Annotated in this window: 20 protein-coding genes and 1 pseudogene; 3 read left to right on the top strand and 18 right to left on the bottom strand. The window is 47.4% G+C overall.

All coding sequences use genetic code 11. The features are described 5' to 3' along the window. Positions 1–8: 8 nt before the first annotated feature. From glnA to hflX, 4 genes are all read right to left on the bottom strand, one after another. Positions 9–1,349, bottom strand: a complete 1,341-nt coding sequence (gene glnA, locus AC5LIL_RS06610; protein ID WP_214692727.1) for a type I glutamate--ammonia ligase — start codon at positions 1,347–1,349, stop codon at positions 9–11. A 47-nt stretch (positions 1,350–1,396) separates the two neighbouring features. Then, the gene (locus AC5LIL_RS06605; RefSeq protein WP_074033204.1) at positions 1,397–1,801 is read right to left on the bottom strand and encodes a MerR family transcriptional regulator; all 405 of its coding nucleotides are present in this window, start codon (positions 1,799–1,801) and stop codon (positions 1,397–1,399) included. A 92-nt stretch (positions 1,802–1,893) separates the two neighbouring features. Beyond that, the gene (locus AC5LIL_RS06600) at positions 1,894–3,192 is read right to left on the bottom strand and encodes a methionine gamma-lyase family protein (protein ID WP_499825250.1); all 1,299 of its coding nucleotides are present in this window, start codon (positions 3,190–3,192) and stop codon (positions 1,894–1,896) included. A 2-nt stretch (positions 3,193–3,194) separates the two neighbouring features. After that, positions 3,195–4,442, bottom strand: coding sequence for a GTPase HflX (gene hflX, locus AC5LIL_RS06595; protein ID WP_214874483.1), 1,248 nt, complete (start codon positions 4,440–4,442; stop codon positions 3,195–3,197). 101 nt (positions 4,443–4,543) lie between these two features. Here hflX and AC5LIL_RS06590 point away from each other — a divergent pair, with 101 nt between their 5' ends. Then, complete coding sequence (locus tag AC5LIL_RS06590; RefSeq protein ID WP_499825249.1) at positions 4,544–5,548, top strand: tyrosine-type recombinase/integrase; 1,005 nt, start codon at positions 4,544–4,546, stop codon at positions 5,546–5,548. A gap of 197 nt (positions 5,549–5,745) precedes the next feature. On the opposite strand, the gene AC5LIL_RS06585 is transcribed toward AC5LIL_RS06590, so the two are convergent. The 3 genes and pseudogenes from AC5LIL_RS06585 to AC5LIL_RS06575 all read right to left on the bottom strand — a co-directional run bounded on the left by AC5LIL_RS06585 (position 5,746) and on the right by AC5LIL_RS06575 (position 7,628). After that, the gene (locus AC5LIL_RS06585) at positions 5,746–6,111 is read right to left on the bottom strand and encodes a transposase (RefSeq protein ID WP_499825248.1); all 366 of its coding nucleotides are present in this window, start codon (positions 6,109–6,111) and stop codon (positions 5,746–5,748) included. After that, on the bottom strand, positions 6,104–6,661 hold the full coding sequence (locus AC5LIL_RS06580; RefSeq protein WP_337873994.1) for a GNAT family N-acetyltransferase: 558 nt from the start codon (positions 6,659–6,661) through the stop codon (positions 6,104–6,106). Before AC5LIL_RS06580 ends, AC5LIL_RS06585 begins: the two co-directional genes overlap by 8 nt. Before the next feature lie 15 nt (positions 6,662–6,676). Next, a pseudogene (locus AC5LIL_RS06575) lies at positions 6,677–7,628 on the bottom strand (zinc-dependent alcohol dehydrogenase). A gap of 158 nt (positions 7,629–7,786) precedes the next feature. Between AC5LIL_RS06575 and AC5LIL_RS06570 the strand changes: the two are divergent. Beyond that, positions 7,787–8,944, top strand: a complete 1,158-nt coding sequence (locus tag AC5LIL_RS06570) for an MFS transporter (RefSeq protein WP_339962706.1) — start codon at positions 7,787–7,789, stop codon at positions 8,942–8,944. A 104-nt stretch (positions 8,945–9,048) separates the two neighbouring features. On the opposite strand, the gene AC5LIL_RS06565 is transcribed toward AC5LIL_RS06570, so the two are convergent. Continuing rightward, on the bottom strand, positions 9,049–9,843 hold the full coding sequence (locus AC5LIL_RS06565) for a hypothetical protein (protein ID WP_499825247.1): 795 nt from the start codon (positions 9,841–9,843) through the stop codon (positions 9,049–9,051). 88 nt (positions 9,844–9,931) lie between these two features. Between AC5LIL_RS06565 and AC5LIL_RS06560 the strand changes: the two genes are divergently transcribed. After that, a complete protein-coding gene (locus AC5LIL_RS06560) occupies positions 9,932–10,480 on the top strand; it encodes a DUF4256 domain-containing protein (protein ID WP_499825246.1) in 549 nt (182 codons plus the stop codon). A gap of 688 nt (positions 10,481–11,168) precedes the next feature. Here AC5LIL_RS06560 and AC5LIL_RS06555 read toward each other — a convergent pair. From AC5LIL_RS06555 to AC5LIL_RS06510, 10 genes are all read right to left on the bottom strand, one after another. After that, positions 11,169–12,350, bottom strand: coding sequence for a glycine C-acetyltransferase (locus AC5LIL_RS06555; protein ID WP_499825245.1), 1,182 nt, complete (start codon positions 12,348–12,350; stop codon positions 11,169–11,171). Between the two features lie 13 nt (positions 12,351–12,363). After that, positions 12,364–13,440 (bottom strand): L-threonine 3-dehydrogenase, encoded by a 1,077-nt coding sequence (tdh, locus tag AC5LIL_RS06550; protein WP_499825244.1) that lies wholly within the window; start codon positions 13,438–13,440, stop codon positions 12,364–12,366. Between the two features lie 166 nt (positions 13,441–13,606). Then, complete coding sequence (locus AC5LIL_RS06545; RefSeq protein WP_012726477.1) at positions 13,607–13,867, bottom strand: stage V sporulation protein S; 261 nt, start codon at positions 13,865–13,867, stop codon at positions 13,607–13,609. 26 nt (positions 13,868–13,893) lie between these two features. Next, positions 13,894–14,688, bottom strand: coding sequence for a TIGR00282 family metallophosphoesterase (locus tag AC5LIL_RS06540; RefSeq protein ID WP_499825243.1), 795 nt, complete (start codon positions 14,686–14,688; stop codon positions 13,894–13,896). Between the two features lie 48 nt (positions 14,689–14,736). Further along, positions 14,737–16,299 carry a ribonuclease Y gene (rny, locus tag AC5LIL_RS06535; RefSeq protein ID WP_214748227.1) on the bottom strand — a complete coding sequence of 521 codons (1,563 nt, stop codon included), beginning with the start codon at positions 16,297–16,299 and terminating at the stop codon, positions 14,737–14,739. A gap of 187 nt (positions 16,300–16,486) precedes the next feature. Next, positions 16,487–17,536 carry a recombinase RecA gene (gene recA, locus AC5LIL_RS06530; RefSeq protein ID WP_074033216.1) on the bottom strand — a complete coding sequence of 350 codons (1,050 nt, stop codon included), beginning with the start codon at positions 17,534–17,536 and terminating at the stop codon, positions 16,487–16,489. A 76-nt stretch (positions 17,537–17,612) separates the two neighbouring features. Continuing rightward, positions 17,613–18,839 (bottom strand): competence/damage-inducible protein A, encoded by a 1,227-nt coding sequence (locus AC5LIL_RS06525; protein WP_499825242.1) that lies wholly within the window; start codon positions 18,837–18,839, stop codon positions 17,613–17,615. 62 nt (positions 18,840–18,901) lie between these two features. Then, complete coding sequence (gene pgsA, locus AC5LIL_RS06520; RefSeq protein WP_499825241.1) at positions 18,902–19,480, bottom strand: CDP-diacylglycerol--glycerol-3-phosphate 3-phosphatidyltransferase; 579 nt, start codon at positions 19,478–19,480, stop codon at positions 18,902–18,904. Positions 19,481–19,512: 32 nt separating this feature from the next. Beyond that, positions 19,513–20,385, bottom strand: a complete 873-nt coding sequence (locus tag AC5LIL_RS06515; RefSeq protein WP_499825240.1) for a helix-turn-helix domain-containing protein — start codon at positions 20,383–20,385, stop codon at positions 19,513–19,515. A 27-nt stretch (positions 20,386–20,412) separates the two neighbouring features. Next, positions 20,413–21,189 carry a YmfK family protein gene (locus AC5LIL_RS06510; protein WP_012726484.1) on the bottom strand — a complete coding sequence of 259 codons (777 nt, stop codon included), beginning with the start codon at positions 21,187–21,189 and terminating at the stop codon, positions 20,413–20,415. Positions 21,190–21,198: the final 9 nt, after the last annotated feature.

Raw genomic sequence — 21,198 nt, 5'->3', positions numbered from 1 at the left:
CTCTTCTATTAGTAAAGCGTCATGTACTGATCGCGTTCCCACTCCGTGACTTGCATACGGAACATATCCCACTCGATTTCTTTCAATTCGAGGAAGTGTTCGCCGATATGCTCACCGAGTGATTCCATCACGACTTTGTCCGCACGAAGGACTTCGAGTGCGTCGAAGAGCGTTGCCGGAAGATCGTCGATCCCGTTCGCTACACGCTCTGGCTTGTCCATCACGTAGATGTTGCTGTCGATTGGTTTTGGTGCATTCAAATCTTTTTCGATTCCGTCAAGACCTGAAGCCAAGAGAGCAGCAAGTGCGAGGTACGGGTTCGCTGCTGGGTCAACCGAACGTACTTCGATACGAGTCGAGAGACCACGTGCTGCTGGTACACGTACAAGTGGTGAACGGTTGCGTGCACTCCATGCAACGTAGCAAGGTGCTTCGTAACCAGGTACGAGACGCTTGTAAGAGTTCACAGTCGGGTTACATACTGCTGTGAACGCACGAGCGTGCTCCAAGATACCAGCTGTGAACGCGCGAGCTGTGTCTGAAAGTTCCATGTCGCCATTTGGATCGTAGAAGACGTTTGTGTCGCCTTTGAAGAGTGACATGTTCGCGTGCATTCCTGAACCGTTCACTCCAAAGAGTGGTTTTGGCATGAATGTCGCGTGAAGACCATACTTCGCAGCGATCGTCTTAACAACGAGCTTGAACGTTTGGATGTTATCTGCCGTTGTGACAGCATCTGCATATTTGAAGTCGATTTCGTGTTGTCCTGGTGCAACTTCGTGGTGTGATGCTTCGATTTCAAAGCCCATGTTTTCAAGTTCGATGACGATTTCTTTACGGCAGTTTTCACCGAGGTCAACTGGTGCCAAGTCGAAGTATCCACCTTGGTCGTTGAGTTCAAGTGTCGGACGACCTGATGCGTCTTTCTTGAACAAGAAGAACTCTGGCTCTGGTCCAACGTTGAACGCTGAGAAGCCAAGTTTTTGCATTTTCTCAAGGTTACGCTTGAGTGTACCGCGCGGGTCACCACTGAATGGTGTACCGTCTGGGTTATAAATATCACAAATTAAGCGAGCGACTTTTCCGCTGCCATCTGTCCACGGGAAGACAACCCATGTGTTGAGGTCTGGATATAAGTACATGTCTGATTCCTCGATGCGGACGAATCCTTCGATTGACGATCCGTCAAACATCATCTTGTTATCAAGTGCTTTGTCCAATTGGCTGATCGGTACCTCGACGTTTTTGATTGTTCCGAGGATATCCGTGAATTGAAGACGAATAAAGCGTACGTCTTCCTCTTGTGCGATGCGTTTAATGTCTTCTTTTGTGAACGTTTTTCTGGCCATGGTAAAATGTCCCCTCTCACATTGTGTAATGGTTGATGTGTGCGGCGTTATCGATAAAAACGTGAAAGCTCGCCTTGAATGAGCGACGTCTTATTGAAACGACCGGCTTCTTGAAGCTGTGTTTTCAACAAATGATGTAACTCTTTTTCCGAAACCTTTGGTGCTTCATTGACCGGTGCGGCCGGAGCAGACGTTTCCGCTTCTTTTTCACCTTCTTGCTCTAACATGTGACGAATTGCCGCCAAATTAAAGCCTTGGTCAATGTAATCCTTGATTGCGAGTAGACGTTCGACATCATTAAAGGAATAAAGCCGTCGTTTCGATTCCGTCCGACTAGGCGAAATCAGACCCTGTTCTTCATAATACCGAATCTGTCTACCAGTCAGTTGCGTCAGATCTTGGACGATTCCAATCGGAAACAACGGGTTGGAGCGACGAAATTGATCAGCCATCCTTACCCCTCCTTTTCTGTCTCACAATGTGAGAATAATACATGACAACAATCCTGTCAATAGATGTTAAGAAAGTTAACATGACAGAACGGTTACAAATGTGCTTGTTGATTTTGGTCGTTAAATTCGACCAGTCCTTTATCGTGTAATTGGCTCAACGCCAACATAAGCGCGACTTTCACATGAGCATACGTCAGACCACCTTGAACATACGCTGTGTATGGTGCCCGGAGTGGTCCATCCGCTGACAGCTCGATTGATGAACCTTGGATGAACGTCCCTGCTGCCATGATGACATCATCCTCATATCCAGGCATATAGGCCGGAACGGGTAACGCATGAGCGTTTACCGGTGATGCCATTTGGATGCTTTGACAAAACGCAATCATCTTCTCACGGTCGCGGAACGTCACTGACTGAATCAAGTCCGTTCTTGGAGTCGAATAATGTGGGTCAGTCTCAAATCCAATCAACGATAAAAGGCTTGCCGTTAAGTGTGCCCCTTTCAATGCCTGTGCGACAGTATGAGGAGCCATATAAAAGCCCTGATACATTTCTTGAAGCGAATAGAGTGATGGTCCGGCTTCACTCCCGATACCTGGGGTGGTCATCCGGAACGAACAACGTTCAATCAGTTCTTTCGTTCCTGCGATATACCCTCCCGTCTTCGCCAATCCGCCTCCTGGGTTTTTAATCAAGGAACCCGCCATCAAGTCGGCTCCGACGTGCGTCGGTTCGATTGTCTCGACAAATTCACCGTAGCAATTGTCAACAAATACATACACATGCGGATGCGCCGCTTTGATACGTTCGATGGCGACCTTGATTTCTTCGACTGGAATGCTGCGACGATTCGCATATCCTTTCGAGCGCTGAATCCCGACGAGTTTCGTCTCCGGACGAATCCGTTCGATGACGCGGTCGATGTCGATTTCACGTTCCTCTTTTAATTCGACAGTATCGTAATGGACACCAAGCTCTTTTAAAGAGCCGCGACCGTCCCCACGGATACCGACGATTTCCTCGAGCGTGTCGTATGGCTTCCCTGTGATATACAGCAATTCGTCACCTGGTAGGAGGACACCGAACAAGGCAATCCCGATCGCATGCGTACCCGAGATGATTTGCGGACGGCATAATGCGAGCTCTGCTCCGAACACATCTGCATAAATCGACTCGAGCGTGTCACGACCGAGATCATCATATCCATACCCTGTCGTCGGATTAAAATGGAAATCCGATACTTTGTGCTTTTTAAACGATTCGAGAACACGATACTGGTTGAACTCAGCCGTCTCTTCAATCTTCTCAAAAAATGGTTTCACTCGTGCCTCGGCCTTTTTCACATACGGCGCGAGTGCATCATAATGTTCAATCTTTTCTTGCCACATACTTACACCTCAAATTGTTTTAGCGTCGCATATAGACGCGTGTCTTCTCTCATATAGCCTACCAACTCGACAGAACCGTCATCCAAGAAGTTTTCTTCAAGACGGTACATCGCCTCTTTGGCTGGGTGGTAATGTTCAAAAGCCGTCACCGGTAAGACGACGTGGACCTTTGTTAAAATGTCCGAGATTTTATCTTCGAGTGCACCAGTCAACTGTTCGATATCTTCTGATGCAATCGCAGAGATCAACAGCGGTCCACCGACGAAGTCTTCCGTGAGCCGGTCTTTCTTATTATATACCTCGAGTTGTGGGACCTCACTCGCACCGAGTTCTTCCAATACCGCATTCGTCGTATCGATTTGGTTCAAATAATGTGGGTTCGATGCATCGATGACGTGGAGGATCAAATCAGCACCGACCACTTCTTCCAAAGTCGAACGGAAAGCGGCAACGAGTTTCGTCGGCAAGTCACGAATAAATCCGACCGTATCGGTAATCAGCACTTTCCCGCCGCGTGGAAGTTCGAGTTCACGCGTCAATGGGTCAAGTGTTGCGAACAACTCATCCTGTTCATACGTATCTGCATCCGTCAATCGGTTAAAGATTGTCGACTTTCCGGCATTCGTATACCCGACGAGCGCGACCTGGAATACGCGATTTTCTTTCCGACGTTCCCGGTAGCGATCCCGGTGTGCGACCGTTCCTTCGAGTTGTTTCGTAATCTCATCGATGCGACGCTTGATGTGGCGACGGTCCGACTCAAGTTTTGTCTCACCCGGTCCACGAGTCCCGATTCCACCACCGAGTCGCGAGAGCTGTGTCCCTTGTCCGATGAGACGTGGTAGTAAATAGTTCATCTGCGCGAGTTCGACCTGCAATTTCCCTTCGCGCGATTGCGCACGGCTCGCAAAGATATCTAAGATGAGCTGCGTACGGTCGATCAGCTTCATCTCATCCGGGTCGTTCAAGGCGATGCGAATGTTCTTCGACTGCGCCGGTGTCAACTCGGCGTTAAAGATTAACAAATCCGGCTCGAACTGTTCGACGAGCATCGCGAGCTCCTCAATTTTTCCTTTCCCGATAAAGGTACGACGGTCGACTTGTTGACGTTTTTGGTCGAGTCGTGCGACGACTTCACCTTGCGCCGTGTCCACGAGTTCGACGAGCTCGCCCATCGACTGTTCATATGTCCAATCATCGACATTCGGTAACTGACAGCCGACGATGACAACTTTTTCACGTTCTATCATGTAATCCCTCATTCCATAAAGTCTCACCTTTCATCTTACCACGAATCAACGTATAGAGAACGTCCGTTTGTGGTAGGATAAAAGAAGAAGGAGGCTCGACCATGACGAAACGTAGAAAAGACTATCCGCTCCCGGAATTTATCGAAACGTACTTGTATCATCTCGGAGCAAGCGGCCGTCAACCCTCGACGCTGAAACGATATCGCTACGACTTGATTGACGTGCATAAATACTTTCACGACCACAATGTCGAACTGAACGAACCGACGGACTGGTTAGACGTCCCTATCGAATCGTGGAAGACGTTTGTGAATGACTTTTTAATCGAAGAGAAGCACTATCAACAGGCGACCGTCGCTCGAATCGTCACGGTCATCAATAGCCTGACCCACTTTTTAAATCCGCTTCGGAAGAAGATGCTTGCCTACTCGCAGCCGGCACATACGTTATCCATCGACCAAATCGCACTCGAGTCTGAATTCGACCGACTCGTTCATACGATTCGTTCGACGAGAGGATTGAGCGAGAATCAGTTGCAAGCCCACCCATATCTCGTCAATCGGAACGAACTGATTGTGACGCTCTTCTATAAATACGGCTTGCGCGTCCATCACATCATTCGTTTGCGTATGAGCGACCTGCATCTGGCTGATCACACCTTTGACGTGTATGACCGTCTCGGGAATCAATTCACGTTGAAGCTCTCGCAAGAGGACCAATCGTTACTCATGAACTACCTAGCTGACATCCCGACACCGGTACGGCCACGCTGGTACTCCGAAGATCCGGTTTTCGTCTCATTCGATTTTGCACGAATGACGTTCCGCTGGGTGTATGCGAAAAATCAGCCGAAACAACTAACGATCGTCATGATCACGAAGATGATGCGACAGCTAAATGAACGGAGCGGGCTCGCGCGTTCGGTCACCCCGTCAATGCTGCGAAACGCCCATGTGTTAAAAACGTATGCGACCGATATGACGCCATCTGAGCGAATGAACGTCACCTGTATGCACAAAGAATCTTCCCTTCGCCGTTACGAACAGGCGTATGAAGAATTCGGAACTGAATTGTTCGAGTCAGACGAAAGACCCGCCCTCTCGTGAAGGACGGGTCTTTGTCATGTAACTCAAGGATCTAGTGGAAAATACGAATCCACTTCTCTTTCAGTTCCATAAGCTACAATGATTTCTCTACTTTCCGGAGTTAAGAAAACCTCCATCTAAGATTTTAACAATACCTACATGATTCTCAGCAACTTCAAATTGATCGTTCGAATCATCATATAACTCAATATAATATCTCATCTTCTATTCTCCTCGTCATTGCCATCCATGTTCAATTCGACCAATTCTAAGAATGAGTCCTGCAATTCATTCTCTGTATCTTGTGAGTCTAGCAGTAACTTAGGCTCGAGCTCGCTATCATTTAATGTGGAACTTCCGTCAATAATCCCTAGCATATGAGAGACTGTATCAATCATGATTTGTTCCATCATCTTTAATAAGATTTCCTTTTCTTCTGGATTAGAGTTTTGATATAAATTCCAAAACGCATCCATGTTTGAATCCACTTCTACCGTCTCATACATTTCTTTATATTCATCGATCCCTTCTCTGATCACAGTGTCATAGATTGCCCTAACAAATTCTTGATTCACGTCAGTCATTATTTCCTCTCCATTCATCCTGCAACAACCCATAAACAACATGATCAACGTAACGGTCATACAGCCATTCTGCATCTCGAATGACCCCTTCTTCCCTAAAGCCAAGTCGTTCCGGGAGTGCGCGGCTTTTTACATTTTCAGTCGCGACTCGAATCTCAATCTTATTTAATTTCAAATCTCGGAACCCGTACTCGATGATGGTCTCCAGCGCTCGACTCATGATGCCTTTCCCCTGAAACTCTTGTCCGAGCCAGTAACCAATTGTGCCACATTGAATCCCACGATCGATTTCGTTGAATCCGATTGTCCCGGCAAGCACGCCTTTATAGATCACAGCGAATGATTTTGGGAATCCACCCGTCTCAATCAGCCCTTTAATTCGTCCTTCTATGTTTTGCTTCGAGTCTTCTACTGTTTCAATGTAGTCAAGCCAACCGAGCCACTCTCGGAGATAAGGCTTCGATGCCATCGTCAGGTCAAACAGCGCGTCTGCATCGTTTACATTAAACATTCTCAGTGTGATATCGTTATTTAATTTATATTCAAGCATATAGATCCATCCTTCTCAGTCATCAAATGATGTATTTTCTTTTTTATATGTCACTGCAATCTTAATTGGGTTGATGACATGTGCACTCAGTCTTTCAAACGTAGCTATCAAGCCATATTGATCAATGTCCAACCCAAAAATCTCTTGTATGTATGAGGTTTGCCGACTCGCTTCAAAATACCACTTGAAATGTTCTCTGTAGTCCCAACCGTCACTTGATCCGACGATATGTAACTCTTTTTCATAGAATTGCGGTTGAAGCACCAGTTCTTCTTGATTGCCGTCTGATAAGATACAGATAGACCCATTCGGCATTACTGCCTGTTGAAGGTTCATGAACCCTTCATTTCGAGCAGAACACTCCATGCCATAATGGTAGTGGCTGTCCTTCACCTCGTTCGGGGCGTATACCTGTTCAACTCCAAACCGATAAGCTAACTCTCTTCGATTCGAATCTGGCTCGATTGCATCAATCTTCATCACACCATAATAATTTCGTAAATAATACGTTGCGAGTAACCCTATCGTCCCTAAACCGGAAACAATAACCGAATCACTAGAGGATGGCGCTAATTTTCTTACCCCTTTTTGCTGCATCGCAAGATAAAATCGCTAACAATGCCGTTTTATAATCCACTTCCGGTGGAACATAAAACGCTTTTTGAGCAGAGACAATCCCGTACCTTTGTTGTCCATAAAAAGCAATCACCCGGTCGCCAACATGGAGTGTCGTGACATCCTCACCCTTATCTACAACCCTTCCATAACTCTCATATCCCACTTTACGAGGATATTCCGGATTCAAATCAGTCAAATCAGATTCTTCATATTGCGGAAGCTCTGCACCAATGCTAATGGCTGTAGCGATGGTTTCAATCAAAACTTGATCCGCTTCAAGAGCAGGTACTCGTGATGTAACCCACCCCAACTCCTTCTTACCGACTAGTTTCAAAGCTTGTTGAATCATTTCACCCTCCTAATATTGACAATCGCGACCATACGACAAGTTTACAGAATTAATCAAATTTTGTATAATTATTTTTATATCATTTTATGAAGAGGTGTAAATGTGTAAAAACGATTCGTCCACCCTACCTAATTGAATAGATTCGGAGGAGATTTGTGATGAAATCGTTTTATACACTGCTCGTTAGCCAATGGCTCGCCAATATTGGCGATGTCCTATACATCGTCGCGCTCATTGCCTCGTTGTATCAACAAACCGGTTCCGCTCTCATGGCGGCCAGCTTCCCGATTGCCGTGACTGCCGGTATGACACTCAGCGGACTCTTTTTCGCCCGTATCCTCAGCCGCTACTCGCTAGGGAAAACGCTCGTCCTGTCACAACTGATGAAGACGGTCACCCTTGTTCTCGTTCTCTTCACGGATTCGATTCTAGTTCTCGGTCTTGTCGTGTTGATCGCTTTCCTCGATGGGTTCGCACGTCCCATCCAAGCGTCATTCATCCCAAGATTGACGACGAATCGTCAACAAGCGAACAGCCTCATGCAAGGTTCCAATCAGTTCATCCAGCTCGCCATGTGGCCGCTCGGGACGATGCTCGTCTCTTTCACCTCGAGCGCTCTCGCATTAGTCGTTTCCCTCGTTCTCTTCGTCCTTTCCACGATTGTGACGATTTACTTCAATCAATCGCTTACGGAAGACATCGTCAATGATGGAGCGGAAGAATCGATTACCTTACGCGCTAGTCTTACTTATGTAAATACGTCACCATTCGCCCGTCATGTGACATGGTTTGTGACGTATGAATCATTTGTCAGCACGCTCTGGATTTCGGCATTGCTTCTCGTCTATCTCGAACGACATCTACAAGTCGATACGGGCTGGTGGGGGACGCTCAACGCAACATTTTTGATCAGTATGATTGCGGCGAGTGCCCATCTTTATCGGTCTCGACGAGCGCCATCGTTACCGTCGACCGCTATCTTATCCATTGTTGCCGCCCTCTTGTTCGGCATGACTGCACATCTCGCGTTTGCGATTTTGGCGTTAGTGATTCAAGGCGCAGCTACACAAATCCGCATCATCCAGACGAACACCGTCATTCAAGAACAGATCCCGGCTACTCAGCTCCCTTACGTATATAGTGTGCAACAAACGGGATACGCACTCGCATTCAGTGTAGGGAGTTTGCTGTTCGGTCTTCTCGCCGACGGACTACCGATTGATTCGATTTACCTTCTCGGAGCACTTTTGACCCTTCCGTTGATTTGGATCGGACGATTAACTGAACAGTCCATGTTAACCGTATCATCTGTATAAGCAACAGGCGCCTTCTCTAAAAGAGGGCGCCTGTTGTATAGAATTTTCCACCGAAATAAATAGTTGGACGTTCTATTCAATTACAATCCAGTGTTTAATTTTCCCTATTCGTCACTCCCGTATTGAAATACTCCTACGCCATAGCCTTGCTTCATATCTCCTAAAATAAAAAGTGACAGAATACACGCTTCGGTCTCAATCAAAAAACGAATTCCTTCTAATTCTCCACTTGCCTCAATCATCGTAACCAATTGAAGAAGTTCAACTTCAGATACATTTGAAAAATTGCAAGTCATCATATAGTCATTCGACCACATCCATTTTTCATTATGTTCAATACTGTACTCACACTTTGTCTGATCTGCCCATTTTTTGAGATCAGATAGAAATCGATTATTCTTCGACAGCACCTGAAAAGAAGAGACGTCTAGGAATGTAAATAGTCGAGAGATGAACGATGGGGCCGATGTCACTTTTGGCAACCCAAATTCCCTCCAATGACTATCCGATGGTAATTTATACAAGTCTTCACTCTTTAGTGAATACGAATCAGGATCGTGAAAATCGCGACTATTAGCACATAAGAAATCAACAGTCGAGATATTTTGTTTATTTGGATAATCGACTCGTTCATGTGTTGAATAGATTGCACGATGATACGGATCATACACCAAGAAAAGTCGCCCCTCTATATACACGCCCAACGGCAAGGTCAAATCAACGTACTGAAGTCGTCCTAATTGTGACTTTGTGACAATCACGTCAAGTTCACAGTAATCTGTGACTCGATATGAACCGACAGGCAATCGACTCAAATAGTCTGTTTTCAATGTGAACAGATCCATTGTCTGAAATGAGTTCACCCTTAAATGCTCAACGTTTATTTCATCAAAATTCAATTTGGATTCCCCTTTCTTACAATGGAATAGACAAACAGTATCGATACATATCGTATACTAAAAGAAACAAATGATCGGAGTGATTCTCATGTCGAAACTTTCACAGGAAGAAATCCTTGAATTACTAAGTACTCTAGAGTCTCGCTTTACTGCGAACGTTGAACGTCATCGTGACGTTGTCTGGTCAGACGTATTGGAACGAATTCAAGTTAATCAGGACAAGTTGGCTACACTCTCCTTAATGGAACAGACAGGAGGCGAACCCGACGTGATACGTCTCGCTAACGGAGATCTCGCTTTTTGCGACTGTTCAGTCGAGAGTCCGAGCGGTCGACGAAGCCTCTGTTATGATGAACCCGCTCTTGAGGCACGTAAGAAAAACAAACCCGTCGGAAGCGCGGTCGCCTTATCTGAACAGATGGGCATAACCCTTCTCGACGAAGAAACATACCGACATTTACAAACATTCGGTGCATTCGATTTGAAGACTTCGAGTTGGATTCACACACCGGACACCATTCGTCAAAAAGGTGGCGCCCTGTTCTGCGACCGCCGTTATGATCACACCTTCGTCTATCACAATGGTGCAGACTCTTATTATGCGGCTCGAGGATTTAGAGGAATGATCACGATTTAAGCAAGGCATTGCGCCTTGCTTCTTTTTTATCGGAATAACCAACTAAGGAATTGCGGAATATACATGATGAAAAACAAACTGACAGGAATCATTGCAAGTAATCTTAACACCCACATAATTCTACTTTTTAACTTCCGAGAGTAGAACAACAATGCACCAAACGTAATCGTATTCGCTGTCAAATTCGGTTCTTCTATCCCGTTCTCAATCCATTGATTGAAAAAAACCTTCCATCCAGGAAAGGATTCGAGGGCGAACGACTCACTGAAACTCGGTGTAAGGTTGTATTTCAGCCTCACAAACCAGGCTCCTATGTAAACAGAGATGAATAAGATTGCGTAGGACATGAGGGCGAAGTTCCACAATTTCTCTTTCCAACCCTCACTCCGAAAGTACAAGACATATATCACAATCAAGACACTAAAGATCACATTTATGATGAATGGTGGTGAAATCGTCAGAATCGAAAACGTCTCTCGATTTAACACCATTCCCACTTGAAATATTCCTTGCTGAAACATAGCCTTCCCTCATTTCTGATATGTACTAATTAAATCAAATTACGGTAATTGAAATATTAAAAAATACGTTATATTTCGGCTTACTCTATCTATGCTCTATCTGAATATACTCGATTTCGTGTACAAATCCATCAAAAAACTGCAGACAAATCGTCTGCAGTCCTCGCTTATGCGCGTAATGTCACATTCAATTCTTCTGCGACTGTTTTGAACGCCTCGAGTGCGCGTTCAAGGTCATCTCTTGTGTGCTCCGCTGTGACGATTGTCCGGATACGGGCTTTACCGCGTTCGACCGTCGGGAAAGCGATGCTCTGTGCGAATACACCATGCTCTTTCAGTTTGTCCGAGAACGTATGCGCGAGTGTCTCTTCACCAAGCATGACCGGTGTGATCGGTGTCGTCGCATGGCCGATATCGAAACCGAGGTCACGTAGACCGGTCTTGAAGAACTCCGTGTTCGCCCACAATTTTTCGAACAGTTCTTCTTCCTCTTTCATGACACGGATTGCTTCACGGTTCGCCGCTACGACTGCCGGTGGATGTGATGTCGAGAAGAGGAACGGACGACCTTTGTGGATCAAGTAATCGCGTACGTCTTGTGAACAGGCAACATACCCGCCTAAGACACCGATTGCTTTCGAAAGCGTCCCGACCTGTAACGCGACACGTCCGTCTAAACCGAAGTGGTTGACCGTTCCGCGACCATTCTTCCCGAGAACGCCAGATGCGTGCGCATCATCGACCATGACCGCAGCGTCATATTTCTCGGCGAGTTCGACGATTGCCGGAAGCGGTGCGATGTTCCCGTCCATCGAGAACACACCATCCGTCACGACGAGACGTGTCCGATAATCTTGTGTCTCTTTTAACGCTTTCTCCAAGTCTTCGAGGTCGACGTGCTTATAGATACGACGTGCCGCTTTCGTGAGACGAATCCCATCGATGATTGACGCATGGTTGAGCGCATCACTAATGACGACATCTTCCGGTCCGAGAAGTGCAGACAAGACCCCAAGGTTCGTCGCAAATCCTGATTGGAAGACGAGTGAGGCTTCCGTATGTTTGAACTCGGCGAGTTCGCGCTCAAACGCTTCGTGCATTTCGAACGTACCAGCAATCGTACGAACTGATCCTGTTCCTGCCCCGTACTCTTCGACCGCTTCAATCGCTGCCTGCTTCAAACGTGGATGGTTCGCAAGTCCGAGGTAGTTGTTTGATGACAGCTGGACGAGTGACTTCCCGTCGATTGTCACTTCGTTCCCTTGTGCCGATTCGAGTGGGACGAGCTTACGGAACGTCCCCTGTTCTTTCATCTCATTGATTGCTTCTGTAATATGTTCAAATGCCATGTTGTTTCCCCCTTTAAGGTATTAAGACGACCTTCCCACATTTCCCTGCCCGCATGAGTTCGAATCCTTTTTCGAATTCTTCGAGCTTGAAAACGTGCGTAATGATCGGTTCGACATTCAACTGACCTGTCGCGAGCATCGTCGAGACTTGGCCCCACGTCTCATACATCTTCCGTCCCGTAATTCCTTGGACACGGACACCTTTAAAGACAACATCTCTCGTGAGGTCGATGGCGACCGGACGAGCCGGGAGCGACAAGACGTTGACATCCCCTCCTGCCGTGACCATTTTGAACGCCTGATCAATCGCAATCGGATGACCGCTCATCTCGCAGACAACATCGATTCCGTCTCCATCCGTCTCCCGTTCAATTAATTCGAGCGGATTCTCTTCTAAGCTATTGATGACGACATCTGCCCCCATCTCTTCTGCGAGCTTTAAGCGATACGGATTGACATCAATCGCATAGACGCGACTCGCACCAGCTGCTTTGGCAACGCCTACCGCCATGAGTCCGATTGGTCCGCATCCGACGATGGCGACCGATTTGGCAGACACGTCACTTGCTAGCACCGTGTGTACCGCGTTTCCGAGCGGTTCTTGAATGGATGCCAATTTGGCTGGCATCGTTTCCGGGTTTACCCATAGGTTCTCTTCAGGCATAACGACGTATTCTGCAAAACAACCTTGCGTGTCCACACCGATGATTTTTGTATTTTTACAGATGTGATACTGTCCACGCAAACATTGTTTACACTGATGACAGACGATATGCGTCTCAGCGGATACGGTCTGTCCGATTTTGATGCGCTTCGTCCCTTCCCCGAGTGCCACGACTTCTCCCGAAAACTCATGACCGAATACATACGGTGGTTTGACGCGGCTCTGTGACCATTCATCCCACTCATAGATATGAACATCGGTCCCGCAAATCGATGTCGCTTTGACTTGAATGAGTACTTCTCCAGGTCCTGGCGTTGGAACTGGTACGTCGACCAGTTTTGCCCCAAAACCGGCCGTGTGTTTTTGAATCGCTTTCATTACTGGTGTCGTTGTTTCCTTCTCTGTGGTTGACACGAGTTGTTCCATTGAAAACGTCCCCCTCTTGTCTCTTATGATCGAACGATACGTTCTTTATCATCTTGTCATAAAATGACGAAACTGAGAAGACGGAACGTCCATTTTCCACAAAAAAAGAGGAGCCATCCGCGCCGATGGCTCCTCTTCACAAGAATAGGACCTATGTCCCGACCGCTCATCGTGGCTCAATGATGAGCTTGATGGCAGTACGTTCCTCTCCGTCAATCATAATATCGGTAAAGGCTGGAATGCAAATTAAATCGAGACCGCTTGGCGCGACGAAGCCTCTGGCGATCGCGACGGCTTTGATGGACTGATTCAGCGCACCTGCCCCAATCGCCTGTATCTCACACGTTCCTTTTTCACGCAGCACACCCGCTAAAGCACCCGCAACGGAGTTAGGGTTCGATTTTGCCGAAACTTTGAGTACGTCCATTCTTGTTTCCCCCTCGGGTAGGTTGTTCAATCAAACCAGACGGTCTGATCATCTAGGTGTATTCGTTCAATTTTTGTCGCTCGTTTCGTCTGATCATCGATTGTAATGAAAACTCCATTAAGTTGTTCCCGTCCCTCGGCAACTTCAAACCGAACTGGGAGTTGTGTCATAAATTTTTTTAAAACAACGGATGCATCCATGCCGAGTATCCCGTCAAGTGGACCCGTCATCCCGACATCGGTAATATATGCTGTCCCGTTCGGCAAGACACGTTCATCTGCCGTCTGTACGTGCGTATGCGTACCGACTACGGCTTGGGCACGCCCGTCTAGGTGATAACCCATCGCAATCTTTTCACTCGTCGCCTCGGCATGGACATCGACGAAGATGGCGTCGACTTCATCACGCACTTCTTCGACGAGCCGGTCAACGGTACGGAACGGACAGTCAAGGGATGGCAAGAAAACATTACCCATGACGTTGATGACGGCCAATTTCTTTCCGTTTTGTTTTAACTTCATTATCCCGACTCCAGGTGTCCCGTCCGGATAGTTTGCTGGACGGACGATCCGGTCGGCATCGTCGATCCAATCAAAAATGTCACGGTTATCCCACGTATGGTTCCCCATCGTCACCCCATGGAAGCCGAGCTCTAAAAACTGTTGATAAATCTTTTTCGTAATACCGCGCCCATTTGCCGCATTCTCACCGTTGACGAGCATGAACGTCGGGTTGTATTTGTCTTTCAATCGACCAATCTGATTGCTCAAAATATCTCGTCCGGGCTTCCCGACGACATCACCGATAAATAAAATTTTCATATAAAATCCTCCCTCAAACAGAAAAAGCGGAGAAATTCTCCGCTTTGCTTACTTCGCATAATCGACGGAACGTGTTTCACGAATAACCGTCACTTTAATTTGTCCAGGATAATCGAGTTCATCTTCGATTCGCTTACAAATATCGCGTGCCATTTTACCGGCGACAACATCATCGACGACGTCAGGGCGAACGATAATTCGAACTTCACGTCCCGCTTGAATCGCATACGATTTCTCGACACCTTCAAACGACTCACAGATTGACTCGAGTCGTTCGAGACGGCGAATGTAGCTTTCTAGCGTCTCTTGACGAGCTCCAGGACGAGCTGCCGACAAGGCGTCAGCCGCTGCGACTAGCACTGCAATCGTCGATGTCGCCTCGACGTCCCCGTGGTGGGAAGCAATCGAGTTGATGACGACCGGATGTTCCTTGTACTTCGTTGCAAGCTCTACTCCGATTTCGACGTGACTGCCCTCGACTTCGTGGTCGATCGCTTTTCCGATATCGTGCAAGAGTCCAGCTCGCTTCGCGAGTGTGACGTCTTCCCCGAGTTCGGCTGCCATCATCCCGGCAAGATGTGCCACCTCGACCGAGTGAGACAAGACGTTCTGTCCATAACTCGTACGATAGCGCATGCGACCGAGTGTCTTGACGAGGTCTGGATGGAGTCCGTGAATACCAGCTTCGAAAGTCGCTTCTTCTCCGTACTCACGAATGCGCTCATCGACTTCACGACGAGACTTCTCTACCATCTCTTCAATGCGAGCCGGGTGGATGCGCCCGTCTTGAACGAGTTTTTCGAGCGTCATTTTGGCGATTTCACGGCGAACCGGATCGAAACCTGACAAAATGACCGCTTCTGGCGTGTCATCGATGATGAGATCAATTCCAGTCAACGTCTCGAGCGTACGGATGTTACGTCCTTCACGCCCGATGATGCGACCTTTCATCTCATCACTCGGTAAGTTGACGACAGATACCGTCGTCTCCGCGACATGTTCAGCAGCGTATCGTTGCATCGTGAGAGATAAGAGGTGTTTCGCTTTTTTATCCGCTTCTTGTTTTGCTTTTTGCTCGATTTCTTTTTGAAGGAGAGCAGCATCGTGAAGCGCTTCCTGCTTCGCTTCGTCCATGATGATGGTACGTGCTTCATCTTTCGAGAGGGCTGCCACGCGTACAAGTTCTTGGCGTGCTTCTTCGTATAAGTCCTCCACTTTGCTTTCGAGCATTTCTGCTTCACGTTTGCGTTTTTCGAGCCCGCGCTCCTGTTCATCTAGCGAATCTTCTTTCCGCTCGAGCATATCTGCTTTGCGGTCGAGAAGCTCTTCTTTTTGAACGAGGCGATTCTCTTTCACTTTCTGGTCTTCGCGACGTTCACGCAATTCTTGTTCCGTCTCATTGCGAAGTTGAATCATCTCTTCTTTTACTTCAAGCCGTGCTTCTTTTTGCATCGCTTCCGATTGTTGTTTTGCTTGTTCTACAATCTTAGTCGCTTCCGTCTCGGCACCTTGAATCTTCGCTTCGGCGATCGATTTACGCACAAAAAAACCTGCAACAAAAGCTATCGGCAAAAGGAGGATCAGAATAAGCCAGTATAGCCATTCCATCATGTTCACCTCCCTTTCGCAAGGTTATTTTATTTTTTTAATAAGTGAGTAACGCAGGCAAGCCCGCGCATAACTTTATTGTACTTATTTAAGAGAGAGAATGCAATGCACGGACAGGATAGAACTACCAATTGCCTAAAAATTATACTAAAAAAATCTCACTCGGATGATTCCGAGTGAGACCATGTGCTTATTCGTCATCAAGAAGTGAGAGAACTTCGTCGTCTTCACCTTCAACTGTGACTGTTTTTTCTCCGTTCAAGCCGTAGTGATCACGAATTTGACGCTCCACTTCGGCCGCGATGGCTGGATTTTCTTTCATGTATTGTTTCGCATTTTCACGACCTTGACCGAGACGCTCCTCGTTGAACGAGTACCACGCACCGCTCTTTTGAACGATATCGAGGTCTGCACCGATGTCGATGAGTTCCCCTTCACGTGAAATCCCTTCACCGTACATGATGTCGACTTCCGCCGTCTTGAATGGTGGTGCGATCTTATTTTTTACAATCTTGATCTTCGTACGGTTCCCGACCATATCTTGACCTTGTTTGAGCGTTTCTGCACGACGTACTTCGAGGCGTACTGAAGAGTAGAACTTCAAGGCACGACCACCAGGTGTCGTTTCCGGGTTACCAAACATGATTCCAATTTTCTCACGAATTTGGTTGATGAAGATGACGATTGTTTTCGATTTGTTCGTTGCACCAGACAATTTACGAAGTGCCTGAGACATCAAACGAGCTTGAAGACCGACGTGCGAGTCTCCCATCTCCCCTTCGATTTCGGCTTTCGGTACGAGTGCCGCAACCGAGTCGACGACGAGGATATCAACTGCTCCCGAGCGAACGAGCGCTTCAGCGATCTCGAGCGCCTGTTCCCCTGTATCTGGCTGAGAGAGCAACAACTCATCGATGTTGACGCCAAGATTTTTAGCATACTTTGGATCGAGCGCATGCTCGGCATCGACGAACGCAGCTTGACCGCCACGTTTTTGAACTTCTGCAATCGCATGAAGGGCAACAGTCGTCTTACCTGAAGATTCTGGTCCGTACACTTCAATGACACGACCGCGTGGATATCCACCCGCACCAAGTGCGACGTCGAGGGCAATCGACCCAGAAGGGATGACCGATACTTGCTGGTCTGTATTTTCACCAAGGCGCATAATCGAGCCTTTACCGAATTGTTTCTCAATTTGGCGTAATGCCATTTCTAACGCTTGTTTACGATCACTCATAGATAAATGAGCCTCCTTTAATTGATACTTTCATTATACGTGAACATATAGCGATACACAAGTTTTTTACGAACATTTATTCGCCTTTTTTAATTCGTTGTATGAGGGCCCATAGTCCATCTTTTGCAGCCCGCAGCCGAACGACGTTACGTTCTTGATGCGGATAAACACGTTCGATGACCTCGATTCCATCCGGTGTTTTCACCCCGATGTAGACCGTACCGACGGGACGCCCTGAATTTGAGGTTGGTCCAGCTTCACCGGTGAACGAGAGCGCGTAGTCCGCATTCGTTTGTTTAACTAATCCATCTACCATCTCATAAGCAACTTCTTTTGAGACGACTGAGTGCTGTTCAATTGTATCAAGAGCGACCCCTAAATACCTATTTTTTAGCTCATCTGAATAGGTAACGACTCCCCCTAAAAAGACAGCCGATGCTCCTGGAGTCGATGTGATCATCGATTGGACTTCTCCTCCTGTCAATGACTCAGCAATTGCCAGTGTTTGGTGATGACGTGTCAATGATTGCACGAGGTATGAGGCAATCGTTTCATCATCTGACCCGAAATAATACGAACCGACACGTCGTAAGATTTCATCTTTCATTTCTTCAATCATCAGTCGTGCAGCCGTATCATCTACCGCCCGAGCACTGATTCGAAGTCTCGCTTCTCCTGTCTCAGCATAAGGTGCGACAGTCGGGTTAGACCCGTTCAACAAGTCTTTGACGGCATCATCGAGTGCCGATTCTCCAATTTCATAAAATCGTAACGATTCTGAGACGAGCGTCGCGCCTGAAAACTTTTTCGGAAACGTCGCATCGATGAGCGCCCGCATCTCGCGTGGCACACCAGGAAGTAGCATCCACGTCGTCTCCCCTTCAATCCACATACCTGGAGCCAGACCGACCGGATTTTGTAAAACGTCCGCACCTGACAAGACGTCCGCCTGACGAGCGTCCCCTTCATTCATCTCACGGTTACGTGACTGAAGAAATTGTTGAATCGTGTGAAACGCCTCTTCGTCTCGAACAATCGGGCGTTCGAGCAGATCAGACAAGACTGTCTTCGTGACATCATCTGCCGTCGGTCCAAGTCCACCCGTAACGATGACAAGGTCTGAACGACGACGCGCAATCTCGAACGTCTCCCGCATTCGTTCCGCGTTATCCCCGACAACTTGATGATACAAGACCGAGACACCGTATTTCGACAGTTGTTCAGATATGTAACTCGCATTCGTATTGACGATTTCTCCTAAGAGCAACTCGCTTCCTACCGCAATGATTTCGGCTCGTTTCATCTTATTTCCTCCTCGACTTCAAAAAAAAGACGAGCTAGATCAACCAACTCGTCTTTGTCGACTTACATCGACTTCACAATAATCTTGTAGTTTTGTGCGAAATACTCGGCACCTGAGTAAATCGTGAGTGCGAGTGCCAACCACATCGCCCATTCCCCAAACGGGATGCCGACATAACTGAAAATCGGGTTACCGAATAGGAGGAAAATGATGGCGAACAGTTGCACCCATGTTTTAGCTTTGCCTGACTTACCCGCCGCGACGACAATCCCTTCGTCGGCAGCGACAAGTCGAAGACCCGTGACCGCAAACTCACGAGAAAGAATCACGACAACGACCCATGCAGCCACGAGGTCCATCTCGACAAGCAACACGAGCGCCGCTGTCACGAGTAGTTTGTCTGCGAGCGGGTCCATGAATTTCCCAAAGTTCGTGACCAAGTTGTGTTTCCGCGCCAAATGACCGTCCAACCAGTCTGTAATGGCCGCGATGGTAAAGATGACACCAGCGATAAATTGGTGTAGCGGGATCTCAGCACCTAAAAAGGCAACGTTTCCCCAATCAAAATCAACAGCGAGTAAGACGACGAATACGGGAATCAACACCACGCGTAACATCGTCAATCGGTTAGGTAGGTTCATGTAGAACGCCTCCTCTTAGAAGGAGAGTCGACTTATTCTGCGTCGACTCTCTTTACGAATATATTTTGTGTGACCGGAGACTCTTGAAGCTCGAGCTCGCGACCGTTGACGACGATTTTCTCAACACCTGCGATGAGTCCGATCCGGATTCGTAACGTGTCCGTCTCAGCATCTTCAATGACAATCGGATTCTGTTTCGATTGGTTCGGATATTCAGGCGCAAGGAACGGACCTTCAAGTGACGTATCACGAACGCCGACATATGAGGCTGGCGATTCTTTCACATAAATCTCGGTCGATAGTTTATCGCTCGTAGCGAGCTCATATGTGATGTCCGCCCCGTTCGATTCCGTTACCGCAATCGGACCAGATTCCGCTGGCGGTTCTTCCTCAGCAGGATCCTCTGATACCGGTTCTTCCTCGGCTGGTTCATCCGCTGGGACATCCTCGTTCTGGTCGAGTGTGACATTTGAACTCGGTGGTTCAGCCGGACTTGCGTCTTGTCCACCGAAGTCGATGCTTCTCACGGCAAAATAGATTGCTGTAATGAGCAAAAAGACGGTAAGGGCGAGAAGTACTTTCGGAACCCATCGCGATACTCGACTCGTCGACTCGGACGCTTTGGAATACGTCTTTTTACGAGAAAGTTGAACGGATGGCTGTGCTTCGATTTTTGGTAGATCTTTTGCGTAAGTCTCATACAATTCGTCCACATCGAGACCGAGTGACTCCGCATACGTTTTAATGAACGCCCGTGCATAGAAAGAGCCAGGGAGATTTTTGTAATCACCTTCCTCGATCGCGATGATATAGCGCTTTTGAATCTTCGTCGTCTGCTGGATTTGGTCGAGCGTCAATCCGCTCTCCTCACGCTTTTGTTTCAAAAAAGTCCCTAGTTCTGTCACAGGGGTCCACACCTTCCATTCACATAATTATTCAAACCATTCTGACTCACGATGCGTTTCTTGTGGGATGATAATCGTTTCATCCGGATTGTTTCTCAATTCAATAATATAATCAAAGTCTTCGTACACGCAATCGGTGTTTCGGACATAAAGGTCAGGGTGTTCAATGACCTTCACGGCAGGCAACCGCATGACCTCACGGATCAGTTGACGATGTCGCTCGTCCATCGTACGCGTAGAGACCGCTCCATCGATTATGTATACATGATCGCCTTCCCGCTCTTCTTCAAACAAAGAGGTTCGAACCGTCTGTTTCATGAGGGTCGATGACAAGAACAACCACCGTTTATTCGCACACACACTGGCTGCGACGATGGATTCTGTTTTCCCAACGCGCGGGTTCCCCCGTACGCCAATCAATAGATGACGTTCTTCTTTCATCAGTTCTGCTACGAAATCAACAAGAATCCCTAAGTCTTCTCGGACGAAACGGAACGTTTTCTTATCATCGCTGTCGTGGTCGATGTAACGACCATGTCGAATCGCTATCCGGTCCCGTAATTTCGGGCGGCGCAATTTGATGACTGCGATGGCTTCCATACGTTTTAAAATATGCTCGAGTCGATGGACATGATCTGCAGCCGGAGCTTTGAGCAGCATGCCACGACGTTGCAGGTCGACTCCATTAATGGTGACGATGGAAATTTGAAGCATTCCCATGAGAGACGCGATGTCTCCGAGGATACCCGGTCGATTTTGACACAATTCATATTCGAGATACCACTCTTCGAATTTATGTTCCATCCCGAACCA

This window comes from Exiguobacterium sp. RM11, from assembly GCF_059821525.1.
The sequence above is the reverse complement of the archived record's forward strand: the minus strand, read 5'-3'. Positions and strand labels throughout refer to the sequence as shown.